This is a genomic window from Mesorhizobium sp. P2_A8, assembly GCF_056404935.1.
The window spans coordinates 18,404-32,930 of the sequence record NZ_JBFUDB010000011.1 but is presented as its reverse complement, the minus strand read 5'-3'; the positions used below and the strand labels follow the sequence as shown (position 1 = coordinate 32,930).

The window sequence follows — 14,527 nt, the reverse complement described above, 5'->3', positions numbered from 1 at the left end:
GTTCCGTTTCCGCAAGCTCCCTGCACCAAACGACCACTGCGCGATACTAGCGTGAATTCCGGTCGCCGCGAAAGTCGGGGAGAAGATGCCCTGTCCGACACTCGGGCAGCACGGCACGTCCGTCGAACCGTGCTGCCTTGATCAAGACGGCAAGTCGATCAGCCGGCGGGTTTGTAGGCGCCGGCAGCCTTGTTGGCAGCCGCGAGCACTGCCTTCATGTCGAGTTCTTCCAGGACAACCATCTCGGTCAGCGAGCCGCTCGCTCGCACCGCAAGGGACATGCCAATCCCCGCGGACTGGTCCGGCACCTCGCCATTGACGACGACGTCATAGATGCCGCGCGTGAACATCACGCTGGTCACCTTGCCGCCAACGCTTTCAAAAAGCGCCTTGACCGCAGCTTGCCTGTCCGAGCCTTGCATCAATCCTTTGGCGGCATGAGGCGCATAGTTTGCCAAAATAGTCACTTTCATGGGTATTTCCTCCAAATGTCATTGTCTCGTGGCTGCTCCACAATTCGAGCGGCACGGAGCGATTTATTTTTCGGAACAATTGCAGGCGCCCTTGGACGCCTTGGCGGCCAAGGGCCCACTGCCGGATGAATATGCGCTGAAGCTAATATAATGACAATACCGGGCACGCCGATACCGCCGACAGGAAGGTGTCTGGCTGGACGACCCTCGGCCAGCGCGATCGACCCGCGCCACTGGTGCGATGTGGTACCGACGTTGCGTGGAAGCAGCGGCGGCGCCGCAGACTCACATCGGGCGTTTGGGTTCACCCTTTGATGGCGTTGCCGTGTCGGAGTCGGATTTCTTGTGCTTGTCGGCGGCAATCCTGCGGATGCGGTCGAAGCGGCTTTCCTCGGTGGCTTCGGTCGTGACGACCGTCTCTGGCTTCTGCACGAACGTGATCATGGATCCGTCTCCTGGGCTAGAGGCCTGTGCGCCGGGAGAGAATCCCCCGGCGGTATTTATCTCGATGTCGAATCCGGCAAGAGCCAGCGATTCAGGTCAGGCCGCGTCGGAGTCGAAGACGGGCGCGAAGCGGCCAAACAAGGTGGTTTCCGAGAACCGGAGCCGAGCGTACTTTTCGTACGCGAGCACCGGAAGCGCAGGAAACCGCCGTTTGCAGGCCACCTGAATCTTTAGTAGCCGCCCATGCCGCCGCCGCCACCGCCCGCAGGTGCGGCATCCTTGGCCGGGATGTCGGTGATCATCGCTTCGGCGGTGATCAGAAGGGCTGCGATCGAGCCGGCATCCTGCAGTGCGGTGCGCACCACTTTCGCCGGGTCGACGATGCCTGCCTTGATCATGTCGACATAAACCTCGTTCTGGGCGTCAAAGCCCTGATTGTGGTCCTTGCTGTCGGTGAGCTTGCCGACGACGATCGAGCCTTCGACGCCGGAATTCTCGGCGATCTGGCGGATCGGCGCTTCGAGTGCCCTCAGCACGATCGAGATGCCCGCGGTGACATCCTCGTTGGCGCCGGTCAGGCCGGCAAGCGCCGACCTTGCGCGCAGCAGGGCCACGCCGCCGCCGGGCACGATGCCTTCTTCAACCGCTGCGCGCGTCGCATTCAGTGCGTCGTCGATGCGGTCCTTCTTTTCCTTGACTTCCGACTCGGTGACGCCGCCGACGCGGATGACGGCAACACCGCCGGAGAGCTTGGCCAGCCGCTCCTGCAGCTTTTCCTTGTCGTAGTCGGACGTCGTCTCCTCGATCTGACCCTTGATCTGGGCAACGCGCGCCTGGATGGTCGCCTTGGTGCCGGCGCCGTCGATGATCGTGGTGGTGTCCTTCTCGATCAACACGCGCTTGGCGCGGCCGAGCATCTCGATGGTGACGTTCTCGAGCTTGATGCCGAGATCCTCGGAGATCATCTGGCCGGCGGTGAGCACGGCGATGTCTTCCAGCATCGCCTTGCGGCGATCGCCAAAGCCCGGCGCCTTGACGGCCGCGACCTTGAGGCCGCCGCGCAGCTTGTTGACGACCAGCGTGGCCAAGGCCTCGCCTTCGACGTCCTCGGAGATGATCAGCAGCGGCCTGCCGCTCTGCACCACCGCTTCGAGGATCGGCAGCATCGCCTGCAGATTGCCGAGCTTCTTCTCGTGGATGAGCACGTAGGGCTCTTCGAGCTCGACGCGCATCTTGTCGGCGTTGGTGACGAAATAGGGTGAGAGGTAGCCGCGGTCGAACTGCATGCCCTCGACGACGTCGAGTTCGGTCTCCGCGGTCTTGGCTTCCTCGACGGTGATGACGCCGTCATTGCCGACCTTGTCCATCGCCTTGGCGATCATCTCGCCGACGCTGGCATCGCCATTGGCGGCGATGGTGCCGACCTGTGCGATCTCGGCCGACGACTTGACCTTCTTGGCCCGCGCCTTGATTTCCCCAACGACGGCGGTGACCGCCTGGTCGATGCCGCGCTTGAGGTCCATCGGGTTCATGCCGGCGGCGACCAGCTTGGCGCCTTCGCGCAGGATCGAGGCGGCCAGCACCGTGGCGGTGGTGGTGCCGTCACCGGCGAGGTCATTGGTCTTCGAGGCCACTTCGCGCACCATCTGCGCGCCCATGTTCTCGAACTTGTCGGCAAGCTCGATTTCCTTGGCGACGGTGACGCCGTCCTTGGTGATGCGCGGCGCGCCATAAGCCTTGTCGATGATGACGTTGCGGCCCTTGGGGCCGAGCGTGACCTTCACCGCATTGGTGAGGATCTCGACGCCGCGCAGCATGCGGTCGCGAGCATCGGTGGAGAATTTGATTTCCTTGGCAGACATTTTTTTAATCCCGTTCGTGTGGTGGAGTGAACCGCTCGCCGGAGCCTGGCAAAGGCCGGCTCCTCATATGGTCAGGCGGCCTTCTTGGCCTCGACGGCCTTGTCGATGACGCCCATGATGTCGGCTTCCTTCATGATCAGCAGGTCCTCGCCGTCGATCTTGACCTCGGTGCCCGACCATTTGCCGAACAGGATGAAGTCGCCGGCCTTGACGTCGAGTGCGATCAGCGCGCCGCTTTCGTCGCGTGCACCCGGGCCGACGGCGATGACTTCGCCTTCCTGCGGCTTTTCCTTGGCATTGTCGGGGATGATGATGCCGCCCTTGGATTTGGTATCGCCTTCAGCGCGACGAATGACGACGCGGTCGTGGAGTGGCCGAAATTTCATGGGAACTTCTTTCTGGGGCCGGCACAGGCGGCCACGCCCGTCCTATATAGACGCGTTGGCACTCGATAGATAGGAGTGCCAAAAATTATTCGCCGCCGGAATTAAATATTCAAAAGTATTATTTTGGTACCCAGTTTCGTGATATCGCGGACTGGTCAAATAATTCAAAAAATTGAATTTTGCCGATTGAGTGCCTATTTATCGGACAAGTTCGTTTTCACGATTTCAGGCACAAGGGAGATTTCTTCGATGGCCGAAGGCAATCAGACGATCATGGAAAAAGCTGAAGCCCGCTTTGTCGACAAGCAGAAGAAAACGGCGGAGCGCAACAAGGCAACCGCCGAGTACATGTCCGAGGCAAGGGCCAGGGAGATCAAGACGGCAAGGCTGCGGGAGCTGCGGCTGGCCAAGGAAGAGGCCGACCGCGTCGCCGAAGCCCTGAATCCGACGCCCAAGAAGAAGCGCGTGGTCAAGAAGGCCGCCGCGACGGAGGTGAAGACATGAGCCTGACATTCCCCAACCGCAGCCGCAGCTATGACGAAGCCGGCAAGCGCATTCGTTTCGTCGGCCATGACGGCATGTTCCAGATTTCGTTCTCCGTCGCCGCCGATGCCATGGCCAAGATGCAGCCGGGCGCCGCGGCCAATGAGGCCGGCTACCTCGCCACATTCGACACCGAGAGCAGTGCCATCCGCGACGTGGCGTCGAGGGCCTACGACCGCACCCGCAAGAGCATGTATGTGCTGACGGCCGCCGACTTCGGCTGATCAGCCCAATGCATGTCGCTCAAAAGCGTCCCGTCTTCGAGACGACGACATGCATGGAAACGACGATTAAGAGTCCATCTTCTCGACCATCGTGCGTATCTTTTCAGCCTTTTCAAAATGGTCGAGGCGGTGGGTTCTGATCCACCATTCGGCGGCTTCCATCAGCAGGTCGGGGTCGTCGTTCCTGTTGGCGAAAAACGCGTAGAACGACACGCCGACGCCGGGCCCTTTTTCGGAAATCTTGCGGTCGCAGACCTCCAGTATCTTCTGCTTCAGGCTGGCTCGCACGGGAATCCTCTGGTTTGCGGTGCGGCAGGCTCATGCCGGCGGCAAGCCGTCGGGCAGTGCCCGCGGCAGTTCAGGCCTTGCGCTCCGCCCTTTCGCGGCGCTTGACGTCGCGGATATTCATCTGCACGACCATGTCCTCGGCCTCGCGCGGGCCCATCCCGACCATCACCTTTTGCCGGATTACAGCAGGCTGGCCGGTGAAGACGTCGACGATGGTCCAGCTCTGGGGCAGTTCCATGCGCAGCGTGTAGCGATTGGCCATGCCGATCAGCCCTGCATCATGAAAAACACCGCGGCCAGGATCAGCACCGTCCAGGCGATGACCGACAGCTTCAGCACCATGCCGCCATGCGCGGCCAGAAGCTCCCGAAGCCGCGACGCGACGCCTGCCGACGAGGCCGGTGCCGTGACAGTGGCGACAGGCGCCTTGACGCCAAGTTTTCCGAACACGGGCAGCAGCGACGGTTCACGCACGAAAATGACCTCGAATGTCGGGAAGGAGCCGGAGCAAGTTTGCTCGCTTGGCTATCATAGCACCCTTTCGCGAACACCCTGCATGCCAAATGCAGATGGACGCCACGGATTGCATTGGCAAGAGATGGGCAGGCCCCCTTCGGCGAGGCCGTACAACAAGCCGCCTCTAGCACCCTCAAGCCGCGGCGCTGCGGCCTTTCGCGGCGGCGTCCAGCTTGAAGATGCGGAACGTGTTGCGCCCTGCCGCCTTGGCGGCGTAGAGCGCGGTGTCGGCCTGCATGAACAGGTCGCACGGCATGCTCGCCTTGGCGAAGGCGATGCCGACCGAGGCGCCGAGCCTGAGCGACTGGCCGCATGCCGTGACCGGCTTGCCCATCGCCTCGATGATGCGGCGCGCCACGCCGGAGACCGCGCCGCGGTCGAGATGCGATCCAAGCAGCACCGCGAACTCGTCACCGCCGACGCGCGCCACCAGGTCCGCCTCGCCGCAGCCGTCGGCAAGGCGCTTTGCCGCCTCCTTCAGGCATTCGTCGCCGACGACATGGCCGAACGTGTCGTTGACGGTTTTGAAGCCGTCGAGATCGATCAGCAGTAGCGCGCCGAGCGGTCGGTCCACGTCCGCATGTGCAAGCCGCGCCTGGAAGCGGCCGCGGTTGGCCAGCCCCGTCATGACGTCATATTCGGCCAGATAGCGCATCCGGTCCGACAGGATCTTTTCCTCGGTGATGTCCTGTTTCATGCCGAAGATGCGCACGGGAACGCCGTCCTCGCACTCGACGGTGGCGGTGATGCGGATCCAGCGGCTGCGGCCGGCAAAGGTGGTGATCTCGGCATCGAGATTGAAGCCGTTGCGCTCGGCGATCGCGCGGCCGCGCAGGCTGTCCAGCGCCTTGCGCGACTCCGCCGGGTAGCACTTGACGATCTCTGAGCGATCGAGCGCCGAGCCGCGCGGCAGGTCGAACAAATCATAGACCACGTCGGTCCAGGTAAGCCGCTCGTCAGGCAGGCTGCATTCCCAAACGCCGAGGCGCGCGGCGGCCGAGGCGCGGTCGAAGATCTTGCGGCTGTGGGCCAGCGAAAGCTCCTGCCTGGCGATCAGTGCCGCCTGTGCGGCGAGTTCCGCCTTGAGCCGGGCGATGGCGGCGGCTTCGCGACGCTCGTCGGAGCGGCTGTCGCGCCCTGCCCGCCTGCCGGGTTGCGAGACCCGCGCCGGGCCTTTCGGACTGTAGGGCGTATCGGACATGTCGAGGCTCTGCTGTCTTGGCGGGAGACCACCTTGGCGGGCAAGCGATTAACACTTCGCTGAAGGTGGCCCGACTTGCCCACGATTACCGCGAAAATCCCACCCCACGGACGGCCGCAATTTTTCTCTTGAACAAGCCCCGGATGTAGCCTAGCCTTTGATTTGAGAAAAGGTTTTTCCAACAGTTTTGACTGGGTTGGCCGCAAGGTTGGCCGTCTCTTCGGATTGTAAGAGAAAACCTTTTCCCAGCTAAGGATTCTCGGCGCGATGGCATCGGACGATCAGCCTGTCCAGGTCTTTCCCAAGCCCGTCACCTTGCGTGACGTGGCGGGCGAGGCCGGCGTCAGCGTCGCCACCGCCTCGAAGGCGCTCAACGATCAAGGGCGGATGACCGCCGAGACGCGCGAGCGCATTCGCGAGACGGCCCGGCGTCTCGGCTTCCGGCCCAACAGCCTGGCGCAGAGCCTGCTCAGGCGGCGCAGCTTCACCGTCGGCCTGCTCACCAACGACACCTATGGCCGCTTTTCGCTGCCGCTGATGTCCGGCATTTCGGACGCATTGGTCGACAACGGCGTCTCGGTATTCCTGTGCAATGTCGAAGAGGATCCGCGCCTCGGCCAGATGCATGTCGACGCCATGCTCGACAAGCGCGTCGACGGCATCATCGCCACCGGCAAGCGCATCGACCGCCATCTGCCCATCGACCTGTCCAATCTGCGCGTCCCGGTGATCTACGCCTTCACGCAGCCCGATCCCGACGCCATCGCCTTCGTCTCGGACGATGCCGGCGGCGCCCGGCTGGCGGTCGAGCATCTGTGCCGGCTCGGACGCAAGCGCATCGCCCATGTGACGGGACCGGCGAGCTTCGCCGTGGTGCACGCGCGGGCACAGGCCTATCGCGACGTGCTGGGCGAAAACGGCTTGCCAGTCTCTGAGCCGCTGCTCGGCTCCTGGTCGGAAGCCTGGGGCCACGAGGCGGTGACGCATCTGTTCGATGGCAAGCTCGAAAGGCCGGACGCCGTCTTCTGCGGCAACGACCAGATCGCGCGCGGTGTCATCGATGCCTTGCGCGAGCGCGGCCTCGACGTTCCCGGCGATGTCGCCGTCATCGGTTTCGACAATTGGGAGATCGTGGCCGAGGCAACGCGCCCGCCGCTGACCTCGGTCGACATGAACCTGGTCGCACTCGGGCGCGAGGCGGGGTTGACCCTGCTGTCGCTGGTCGGCGGCCAGCCCGCCGCGCCGGGCATTCGAAAACTGCCGTGCCGGCTGGTGGTGCGGCAGTCATGCGGTCATCCGCTGGATGGCTGAAAACCAAGCGCCGCGCAATCGGCGCCAAGCCGCGGACCGCGGCCAACCTGGAGGAGGAGAACATGAGGAACCTGATTGCCAAACTGGCCCTGGCCGCTGCCGTTCTGGGTGGCGGCATCAGTGCCGCGGCCGCCGAGACGGCCAACATTTGGGTGCGCGCCGACGGCTCTAATTTCATGCCGAGGATCGTCGACGCCTACAACAAGGCGCACACCAACCAGGTCAAGCTGGACATCATCCCCAATGCCGAGATCATCCCGAAATATGGGGCGGCCGCCGCCGGCGGCACGGCGCCCGACGCGCTCTCGCTCGACCTGATCTACACGCCGTCCTTCGCCGCCGCCGGCCAGCTGGAGGACATCACCGAATGGGCGAAGTCGCTGCCCTATTTCTCGAGCCTGTCACCGGCGCATGTGAAGACCGGCACCTACAAGGACCACATCTACGGCCTGCCATTCTCGGCCGACGCCTCGGTGCTGATCTGGAACAAGAAGCTGTTCAAGCAGGCCGGCCTCGACCCTGAAAAAGGCCCGACCAACTGGGTCGAGATCGCCGCTGACGCCGAGAAGGTCAACGCGCTCGGCGGCAACATCAAGGGCTTCTACTTCTCCGGCAATTGCGGCGGCTGCAACATCTTCACCTTCACGCCGCTGATCTGGGCGTCGGGCGGCGACATCCTCAGCGAGGACGGCTCCAAGGCGACGCTGGACAGCCCGCAGCTGCGTGGCGCCATCGATCTCTACCGGTCGATGGTCAAGAAGGATCTGGTGCCGGCAGGCGCGCAGACCGATACCGGCGCCAACTTCTTTGCCGCCTTCGCCGCCGGCAATATCGGCATCTCGCCGTCCGGCGCCTTCGCCATCGGCGCGCTCAACACCCAGTATCCCGATATCGACTATGGCGTCACCTTCCTGCCGGGCAAGGACAGCGGCTGGTCATCCTTTGCCGGCGGCGACAATTTCGTCGTCACCAAGGGCACCACGAAACTCGCCGTCGTGAAGGAGTTCCTCGATTTCGCCTATTCGCTCGAGGGCCAGACCATCCTGGCGAAGTACGGCAGCCTGCCGGTGCGCGGCGACATCGCCAAGGACGCGCTGAAGGATCTCGATCCGCGCTACCAGATCGCCGCCGAGGCCATGGCCAAGGGCCGCACGCCCTATTCGGTGGTGTTCAACGACCTGATCAACTCCGCCAACGGCCCGTGGACGCAGATGATCAACGAGGTCTTCTTCGGCGACGATGTCGATGGCGCCATCGCCAATGCGCAGGAGACGATGCAGTCGATCATCGACCAGGCGCCGCAGAAATAAGGGCTGGCCGACGGCAGGCGGTGCGCAACGCTCCTGCCGTCCAAGGTCCTGATCCGGTCGCCCGCCCCTCTCCCTGGTCGGGCGGCCGGAGCGCTCCTTACCCTCTCCTTGTGGGGAGGGTCGCTGCGGAGCAGCGGGGTGGGGGGCGCCAAGCCCCCCAACCGGACCTGCGGTCCGACCACCCCACAGGGGGGGAGGTAGGGCGCCCACTGGATCCAACGGAAGAACAGCATGACCTCCATCGCAGCAACCCCTGCCCCACCACGCGCCCGAAAGCTCATCGGCGCCGGCCGCCGGCAGTGGATCGGCCTGCTCTATGTCGCGCCGGCCGTCGCCTTGGTCGTCGTCTTCTTCCTCATCCCGCTCGGCATGACGGCGTGGATGTCGCTGCACAACTGGCCGCTGATGGGCGAGCACAGCTATATCGGCCTCGGCAACTATGTCGCTATCCTGCGCGACACCAGGTTCTGGAACGCGCTCAAATTCACAGCCTACTACACCGTGATCGTCACCATCGTGATCTTCGCGGTGGCGTTTCCGCTGGCGCTGTTCGTCGAGCGGCCGCGGCCGCTGACCAATCTCTACCGGACCATGTTCTTCATGCCGGCGGTTGTCGGCTTCGCTTCGGCCAGCCTGCTGTGGTCATGGCTGCTGAATGTCGATTCCGGCCTGTTCAGCCCGGCCGCCTACGACCTCGGCCTGATCGACAAGAAATTCAACCTCCTGGCCACCTTCCAGCCGGCCTTCTGGTCGATCATCGCCATGGTCGTCTGGAAGGTCGCCGGCTTCACCATGATCATCCTGATGGCCGGCCTGCAATCGATCCCACAGGACCTGCAGGAGGCGGCCGTCATCGACGGCGCCGGGCCGTTCGCCAGGTTCAGGGCGATCACGCTGCCGCTGATGCGCCGCACTTTGGCGCTGGCGCTGATCCTGTCGGTCGCCGGCTCGATCCTCGCCTTCGACCAGTTCTACATCATCCTGCGCGGCGGCCCGCGCAACCAGACGCTGACGGCGGTCTACTGGATCTTCAACCAGTCCTTCGTATCGTTCAAGCTCGGCTATGGCGCCGCACTCTCGATGGTGCTGCTGGTGGTCCTGGTGGCGCTCAGCCTCGTCCAACTGTGGCTGCTGCGCAAGCCGGAGGGCCTCGACTGATGGCGCAGGCCGCCTCCCGCAACCGCAAGCTCGCTGCCCGCATCGCCGAGCACTCGACCGGCATCATCGCCTCGGTGCTGTTCGCGGCGCCGATCGTGTGGGCGGTGCTGTCGGCCTTCAAGCCGGCGCAGGAAGCGCGCCTGCCGCCGCTGCCGCCCTGGCCGACGACAGGATTCTCGCTGGAGAACTATGCCACGCTCAACACCTTCGGCGACGGGCTCTGGGTGTCGGCGCAAAACAGCATCTATGTCTCGGTGATGACCGTGGTGCTGTCGGTCGCTGTCAGCGTGCTGGCCGGCTACGGCTTTTCGCGCTTCCGGTTTCCGTTCAAGGACCTGTTCTTCATCCTCATCCTGTCGACGATCATGATCCCGTTCCAGTCGATCCTGACGCCGATCTTCCTGGTGCTGACCAAGCTTGGCCTGCACAACACGCTGACCGGGCTGGTCGGCGTCTATGTGACGCTGCAACTGCCGTTCTCCATCTTCATGATGCGCAACGCCTTCGACGCGGTGCCGCGCGAGATCGAGGAAGCCGCCCGCATGGACGGCGCCAACAACATCACCATGCTTTTGAAGGTAATGCTGCCGCTGGTCTGGCCGGGCGTCGTCACCATCGCGCTGTTTGCCTTTCTCGGCGCCTGGAACGAGTTCCTCGCCGCGCTCGTGCTGATGACCGACCAGTCCAAATTCACGCTGCCGGTGATGATGACGGCGCTGCAGTCGGGCCGCTTCGGCGCCATCGACTGGGGCGCGGTGCAGGCGGGCGTCACCGTGATGATGGTGCCGTGCCTCATCCTGTTCCTGGCCCTGCAGCGCTTCTACATCCGCGGCCTGATGGCCGGGGCCGTCAAGTAAATCGACCGAATGGAGTAAGTTCATGACCGCATCGCCATCCGCCCGAACCGCCCAGACAGGCACGTTGGAAAAGACCGGCAAGCCGAAACTCGCCTTCCGCCCGCTGCCGGTGCCGCAGGTCGACGTGCACGGCTTCTGGGGCGACCGCGCCGACGCTGTGGCCGCGCGTACCGCCGACATCCTCTACGACCGCTGCGTCGAGGCGCGCATGCTGGAGCAGATCGACCCGGACCGGCCTTCGCCCGGCCTCGTCATCCCGTTCCACTCGCCCTCTCCCGACGAAGCCGAACGCCAGGGCGCGGAATTCACCGGCTCGACGGTGACCACGCAGATGTTCTGGGATTCCGATCTCGGCAAGACGATAGAGACCGCTGCCTATTCGCTCTACCGGCGCAAGAACCCCGAACTGGAGAAGAAGATCGATGCCGTCATCGACATGTACGGCAGGCTGCAGCAGCCGGATGGCTATCTCTCAAGCTGGTACCAGCGCATTCAGCCCGGCCTGCGCTGGACCAATTTGCGCGACTGCCATGAGCTCTATTGCGCCGGCCATCTGATCGAGGGCGCGGTCGCGTACTACCAGGCGACCGGCAAGCGCAAATTCCTGGATATCATGTGCCGCTATGCCGACCACATCGCCTCGGTGCTGGGCCCCGAGCCGGGCAAGAAGAAGGGCTATTGCGGCCATGAGGAGATCGAGCTGGCGCTGGTCAAGCTGGCGCGGGTGACCGGCGAGCAGAAATACATGGAGCTGGCGAAATACTTCATCGACCAGCGCGGGGTCGAGCCGCACTATTTCGACGAGGAGGCGCGTGCCCGCGGCGCCGACCCGAAAGCCTATCATTTCAAGACCTACGAGTACAATCAGTCGCACAGGCCGGTGCGCGAGCAGGACAAGGTCGTTGGCCATGCGGTGCGGGCGATGTACCTCTATTCGGGCATGGCCGACATCGCCACCGAATATGGCGACGACACGCTGCGGACAGCGCTCGACCGGCTGTGGGACGATCTCACCACCAAGAGCCTCTACATCACCGGCGGACTGGGACCGTCGGCGCACAATGAGGGCTTCACCAGCGATTACGACCTGCCCAACGAGAGCGCCTATGCCGAGACCTGCGCTGCGGTCGGGCTGGTGTTCTGGGCCAGCCGCATGCTCGGCATGGGGCCGAACGCCCGCTATGCCGACATGATGGAACGCGCCCTCTACAATGGCTCGATCTCGGGCCTGTCGCTCGACGGCTCGCTGTTCTTCTACGAGAACCCGTTGGAAAGCCGGGGCGCCCACAACCGCTGGAAATGGCACCGCTGCCCCTGCTGCCCGCCCAATATCGGGCGCATGGTCGCCTCGATCGGCAGCTATTTCTACAGCCTGGCCGACGATGCCATTGCCGTACATCTCTATGGCGACTCGGCCGCCCGCTTCGACATATCGGGCGTGCCGGTGAGCCTGACGCAGGCGAGCCGCTATCCCTGGGACGGCGCCGTCGCGATCACGCTCGAGCCGCAGGCGCCGGTGGAGTTCACGCTCCATCTGCGCATCCCGGCCTGGAGCGCCGGCGCCGGGCTCACGGTGAACGGCGAACCGGTCGGTCTGGAGGATGTCACCAGCGACGGCTATGCCGCGATCCGGCGGACATGGAAAAAGGGCGACCAGGTCCGGCTCGATCTCGAAATGCCGATCGAGCGGCTCTATGCCAACCCGCAGGTGCGGCAGGATGCCGGCCGCGTCGCGCTGTCGCGCGGTCCGCTGATCTACTGCGTCGAGGCGACCGACAATGACAGCCAGCTGCATCGCCTGACGCTGCCGAGGACAGCGAGCGTCGAAGCGCAGCAGCGGCCGGAGCTTCTCGGCGGCGTGGTGACGCTTTCGGCCGTCGCCCAGTCGGACGCCGGCGACGGCTGGCAAGGCGGGCTCTACAGGCCCGCGCCTCCGGCCACTGCAGAAACGCGCCTGACCGCCATTCCCTATTTCGCCTGGGACAATCGCGAGCCCGGCGAAATGCTGGTGTGGCTCAGGGACGGGTGAGAGAGCCTGTAGAGTTTCCAATCAGGCTCAGACCGCTCAGCCTATCTTGTAGACCAGACTGAGCCGTCCGCCGGGCAACTGCTCGACCTTGGTGAGTTCTTCGCGCCTTCAGCCGCCGCCGGTACGGCCAATCGCCTCGGCCACCAGCGCTTGGAGTTGCCAGAGATTGCGGTCGCGGATGCCGCAGGCTTCGAGATGGCGGATGGTCTCGAAGAGGTACTCCGCACCCGAGCCCCAATGGCCGACGGCCGTGGCCAGCGTCGCCGCGATCGCCTGCTTGTCGAGCTTGCCGGCATAGCGCGGGTTGGCGGGATCGACGACGAAGCCGAGCGCGCGGCACATGCCCTCGCTTGTCCTGACCTGCAGCCAGCGCGGCACGTTGACGGCCGGCAGGATGGTCATCTCGCGGCGCAGCAGCGCTTCGAGATTGGCCGCCACCGGCTCGGCGATCTCGAACACCATGCCCTGGCACTGGCCGCCTCGGTCGAGCGCCATCATCAGGCCGGGGTTCTCGACCGTGCCCCGGAAGCGCTTGACGGTAAAACAGAACGACCGGTGCCAGCCGGTCGCCACCGCCCGTTCGCCACCCCTCACCTCACCGGCCGGCTTCCACAGCAGCGAGCCATAAGCGAACAGTTTCAGCGGCCCAGGCGGCGCGGCGGCCAGCACCTCGTCACGGATGCGCGCATAGTCGGCGTCGGTCATATAGGCCATGCCCGGCGTCGGCCCGGCATCCTCGACCACGCGCATGGTGCGCGCGACGAGCTCCTCGGTCAGTGCCATCGGCGCCTTGCGCGATGCTGCAGAAATCGGCTTGTTCATTCTCGTGTCTCAAGCATTGCGCCATGTTGCTGAAGGCATGGAGATTCTCAAGGGCTGGTCGGCCCGGCGCGGACTCAAAATCTGAACCGCCGCGCCCAACCGCCTGAAAGGATTCGTAAGTATCGACTATCCCTGCCCAGATCTAAGACACCAGCGGCATCGGCACCTCAAGCCCTTCGATCAGCGCGTCGCGAAACAGCGCGATGGGACGGCCGAGCCGTCCGGCCGGCGGCCGGTGCAGCAGCCAAGCGCGTACCTGCGGCTTGAAATCCGGGCAGTCGATGACCTCGACCGCATCACGCCACCGGCTGTCGGCAAAGGCGCCCGGCGTGACGATGCCGATGCCGTGGCCGCGCGCCACCAGCGACATTCTGAGATCGACGCTGAGCGCCTCCACGCCGACGTGGAACGGCAACCTTGCGGCCTCGAAACTCTGGCGGATGAAGGCGCGGAAGCCGCAGCCGTTCTCATTCATCACCCAGGGAAAGCGCGACAGCGAGGCAAGATCGGCGAGCCTCGGTACGCCAAGGCCGGGTGACGCGACCAGCAGCACCGACTGCGCGCCGAGATCGTCGCTGACCAGTTCGTCCGGCGGCGCCACGCCCTCGGCGAGGCACACCGCCACCGCGTCGAGCTCGCTGCGCGCCACCTGCTCCACCAGCCTCGGCGACCAACCGGAGGTGATGCGCAGCGTCAATTGCGGAAAGGCCGCGCGCAGACTGTCGAGTGGCACCGCCAGCGCAGCATCGGAGAGATAGGGCATGATGCCCAGCCGGAACTCGCCCTTGACCTCGCCTTGCGGCGACACGCCGGCCTTCAGGTCTTCGAGCGAACGCAGCACCCGGCGGCCATGCTCATAGGCCTCGCGGCCGGTGGCAGTCGGCTTCAGCGGCTTCGACTGGCGGTCGAGCAGCGCCGTCGCCAGCCCGTCTTCCAGATTCTGGATGCGGCGCGTGACGCCCGGTTGGGTGAGGTTGAGCCTGGCCGAGGCGCCGACGATCGAGCCGGTCTCCACCACAGCGATAAAGGCTTCGAGATCATGGATGTTCATGCGCTTCTCGCATAATCATTATCGAATTGATTGAATTGTAGCATGATCATGC

Annotated in this window: 17 protein-coding genes; 7 read left to right on the top strand and 10 right to left on the bottom strand. The window is 64.4% G+C overall.

Going from position 1 to position 14,527, the window contains the following annotated elements:
• Positions 1 to 158 precede the first annotated feature (158 nt).
• From AC1D10_RS29505 to AC1D10_RS29490, 4 genes are all read right to left on the bottom strand, one after another.
• Positions 159 to 473: a GYD domain-containing protein gene (locus tag AC1D10_RS29505; RefSeq protein WP_095200474.1), complete on the bottom strand. Its 315-nt coding sequence runs from the start codon at positions 471 to 473 to the stop codon at positions 159 to 161.
• 285 nt (positions 474 to 758) lie between these two features.
• Positions 759 to 917, bottom strand: coding sequence for a hypothetical protein (locus tag AC1D10_RS29500; protein WP_477278211.1), 159 nt, complete (start codon positions 915 to 917; stop codon positions 759 to 761).
• Between the two features lie 230 nt (positions 918 to 1,147).
• Entirely contained in the window at positions 1,148 to 2,779 is a 1,632-nt protein-coding gene (groL, locus tag AC1D10_RS29495; protein ID WP_477278210.1) for a chaperonin GroEL, read from the bottom strand.
• A 71-nt stretch (positions 2,780 to 2,850) separates the two neighbouring features.
• Positions 2,851 to 3,165 carry a co-chaperone GroES gene (locus AC1D10_RS29490; RefSeq protein WP_379098644.1) on the bottom strand — a complete coding sequence of 105 codons (315 nt, stop codon included), beginning with the start codon at positions 3,163 to 3,165 and terminating at the stop codon, positions 2,851 to 2,853.
• Between the two features lie 249 nt (positions 3,166 to 3,414).
• Between AC1D10_RS29490 and AC1D10_RS29485 the strand changes: the two genes are divergently transcribed.
• Complete coding sequence (locus tag AC1D10_RS29485; RefSeq protein WP_111543236.1) at positions 3,415 to 3,669, top strand: hypothetical protein; 255 nt, start codon at positions 3,415 to 3,417, stop codon at positions 3,667 to 3,669.
• A complete protein-coding gene (locus AC1D10_RS29480; protein ID WP_379098641.1) occupies positions 3,666 to 3,932 on the top strand; it encodes a DUF1488 family protein in 267 nt (88 codons plus the stop codon). Before AC1D10_RS29485 ends, AC1D10_RS29480 begins: the two co-directional genes overlap by 4 nt.
• A gap of 66 nt (positions 3,933 to 3,998) precedes the next feature.
• Here AC1D10_RS29480 and AC1D10_RS29475 read toward each other — a convergent pair whose 3' ends face one another.
• The 4 genes from AC1D10_RS29475 to AC1D10_RS29460 form a co-directional block, all read right to left on the bottom strand.
• Positions 3,999 to 4,220, bottom strand: a complete 222-nt coding sequence (locus tag AC1D10_RS29475) for a DUF6500 family protein (protein ID WP_477278208.1) — start codon at positions 4,218 to 4,220, stop codon at positions 3,999 to 4,001.
• Positions 4,221 to 4,290: 70 nt separating this feature from the next.
• Positions 4,291 to 4,482 (bottom strand): hypothetical protein, encoded by a 192-nt coding sequence (locus AC1D10_RS29470; protein ID WP_477278206.1) that lies wholly within the window; start codon positions 4,480 to 4,482, stop codon positions 4,291 to 4,293.
• 5 nt (positions 4,483 to 4,487) lie between these two features.
• Positions 4,488 to 4,694, bottom strand: a complete 207-nt coding sequence (locus AC1D10_RS29465; protein ID WP_477278204.1) for a hypothetical protein — start codon at positions 4,692 to 4,694, stop codon at positions 4,488 to 4,490.
• A 175-nt stretch (positions 4,695 to 4,869) separates the two neighbouring features.
• The gene (locus AC1D10_RS29460; protein WP_477278202.1) at positions 4,870 to 5,937 is read right to left on the bottom strand and encodes a diguanylate cyclase domain-containing protein; all 1,068 of its coding nucleotides are present in this window, start codon (positions 5,935 to 5,937) and stop codon (positions 4,870 to 4,872) included.
• Positions 5,938 to 6,204: 267 nt separating this feature from the next.
• On the opposite strand from AC1D10_RS29460, the gene AC1D10_RS29455 reads away from it, so the two are divergent.
• The 5 genes from AC1D10_RS29455 (at position 6,205) to AC1D10_RS29435 (ending at position 12,602) form a co-directional block, all read left to right on the top strand.
• Positions 6,205 to 7,248, top strand: coding sequence for a LacI family DNA-binding transcriptional regulator (locus AC1D10_RS29455; RefSeq protein ID WP_477278200.1), 1,044 nt, complete (start codon positions 6,205 to 6,207; stop codon positions 7,246 to 7,248).
• A 62-nt stretch (positions 7,249 to 7,310) separates the two neighbouring features.
• Positions 7,311 to 8,558, top strand: a complete 1,248-nt coding sequence (locus AC1D10_RS29450; protein WP_477278198.1) for an ABC transporter substrate-binding protein — start codon at positions 7,311 to 7,313, stop codon at positions 8,556 to 8,558.
• A 231-nt stretch (positions 8,559 to 8,789) separates the two neighbouring features.
• The gene (locus AC1D10_RS29445; protein ID WP_477278196.1) at positions 8,790 to 9,716 is read left to right on the top strand and encodes a carbohydrate ABC transporter permease; all 927 of its coding nucleotides are present in this window, start codon (positions 8,790 to 8,792) and stop codon (positions 9,714 to 9,716) included.
• On the top strand, positions 9,716 to 10,573 hold the full coding sequence (locus tag AC1D10_RS29440; RefSeq protein ID WP_379098621.1) for a carbohydrate ABC transporter permease: 858 nt from the start codon (positions 9,716 to 9,718) through the stop codon (positions 10,571 to 10,573). The genes AC1D10_RS29445 and AC1D10_RS29440 overlap by 1 nt, the downstream gene beginning before the upstream one ends.
• A 22-nt stretch (positions 10,574 to 10,595) precedes the next feature.
• Positions 10,596 to 12,602, top strand: a complete 2,007-nt coding sequence (locus tag AC1D10_RS29435) for a glycoside hydrolase family 127 protein (protein WP_477278194.1) — start codon at positions 10,596 to 10,598, stop codon at positions 12,600 to 12,602.
• A gap of 108 nt (positions 12,603 to 12,710) precedes the next feature.
• Here AC1D10_RS29435 and AC1D10_RS29430 read toward each other — a convergent pair whose 3' ends face one another.
• Both AC1D10_RS29430 and AC1D10_RS29425 read right to left on the bottom strand, forming a co-directional pair.
• A complete protein-coding gene (locus AC1D10_RS29430) occupies positions 12,711 to 13,424 on the bottom strand; it encodes a gamma-glutamylcyclotransferase (protein ID WP_477278192.1) in 714 nt (237 codons plus the stop codon).
• Between the two features lie 142 nt (positions 13,425 to 13,566).
• Entirely contained in the window at positions 13,567 to 14,475 is a 909-nt protein-coding gene (locus AC1D10_RS29425; RefSeq protein WP_477278191.1) for a LysR family transcriptional regulator, read from the bottom strand.
• Between the last annotated feature and the right edge of the window lie 52 nt (positions 14,476 to 14,527).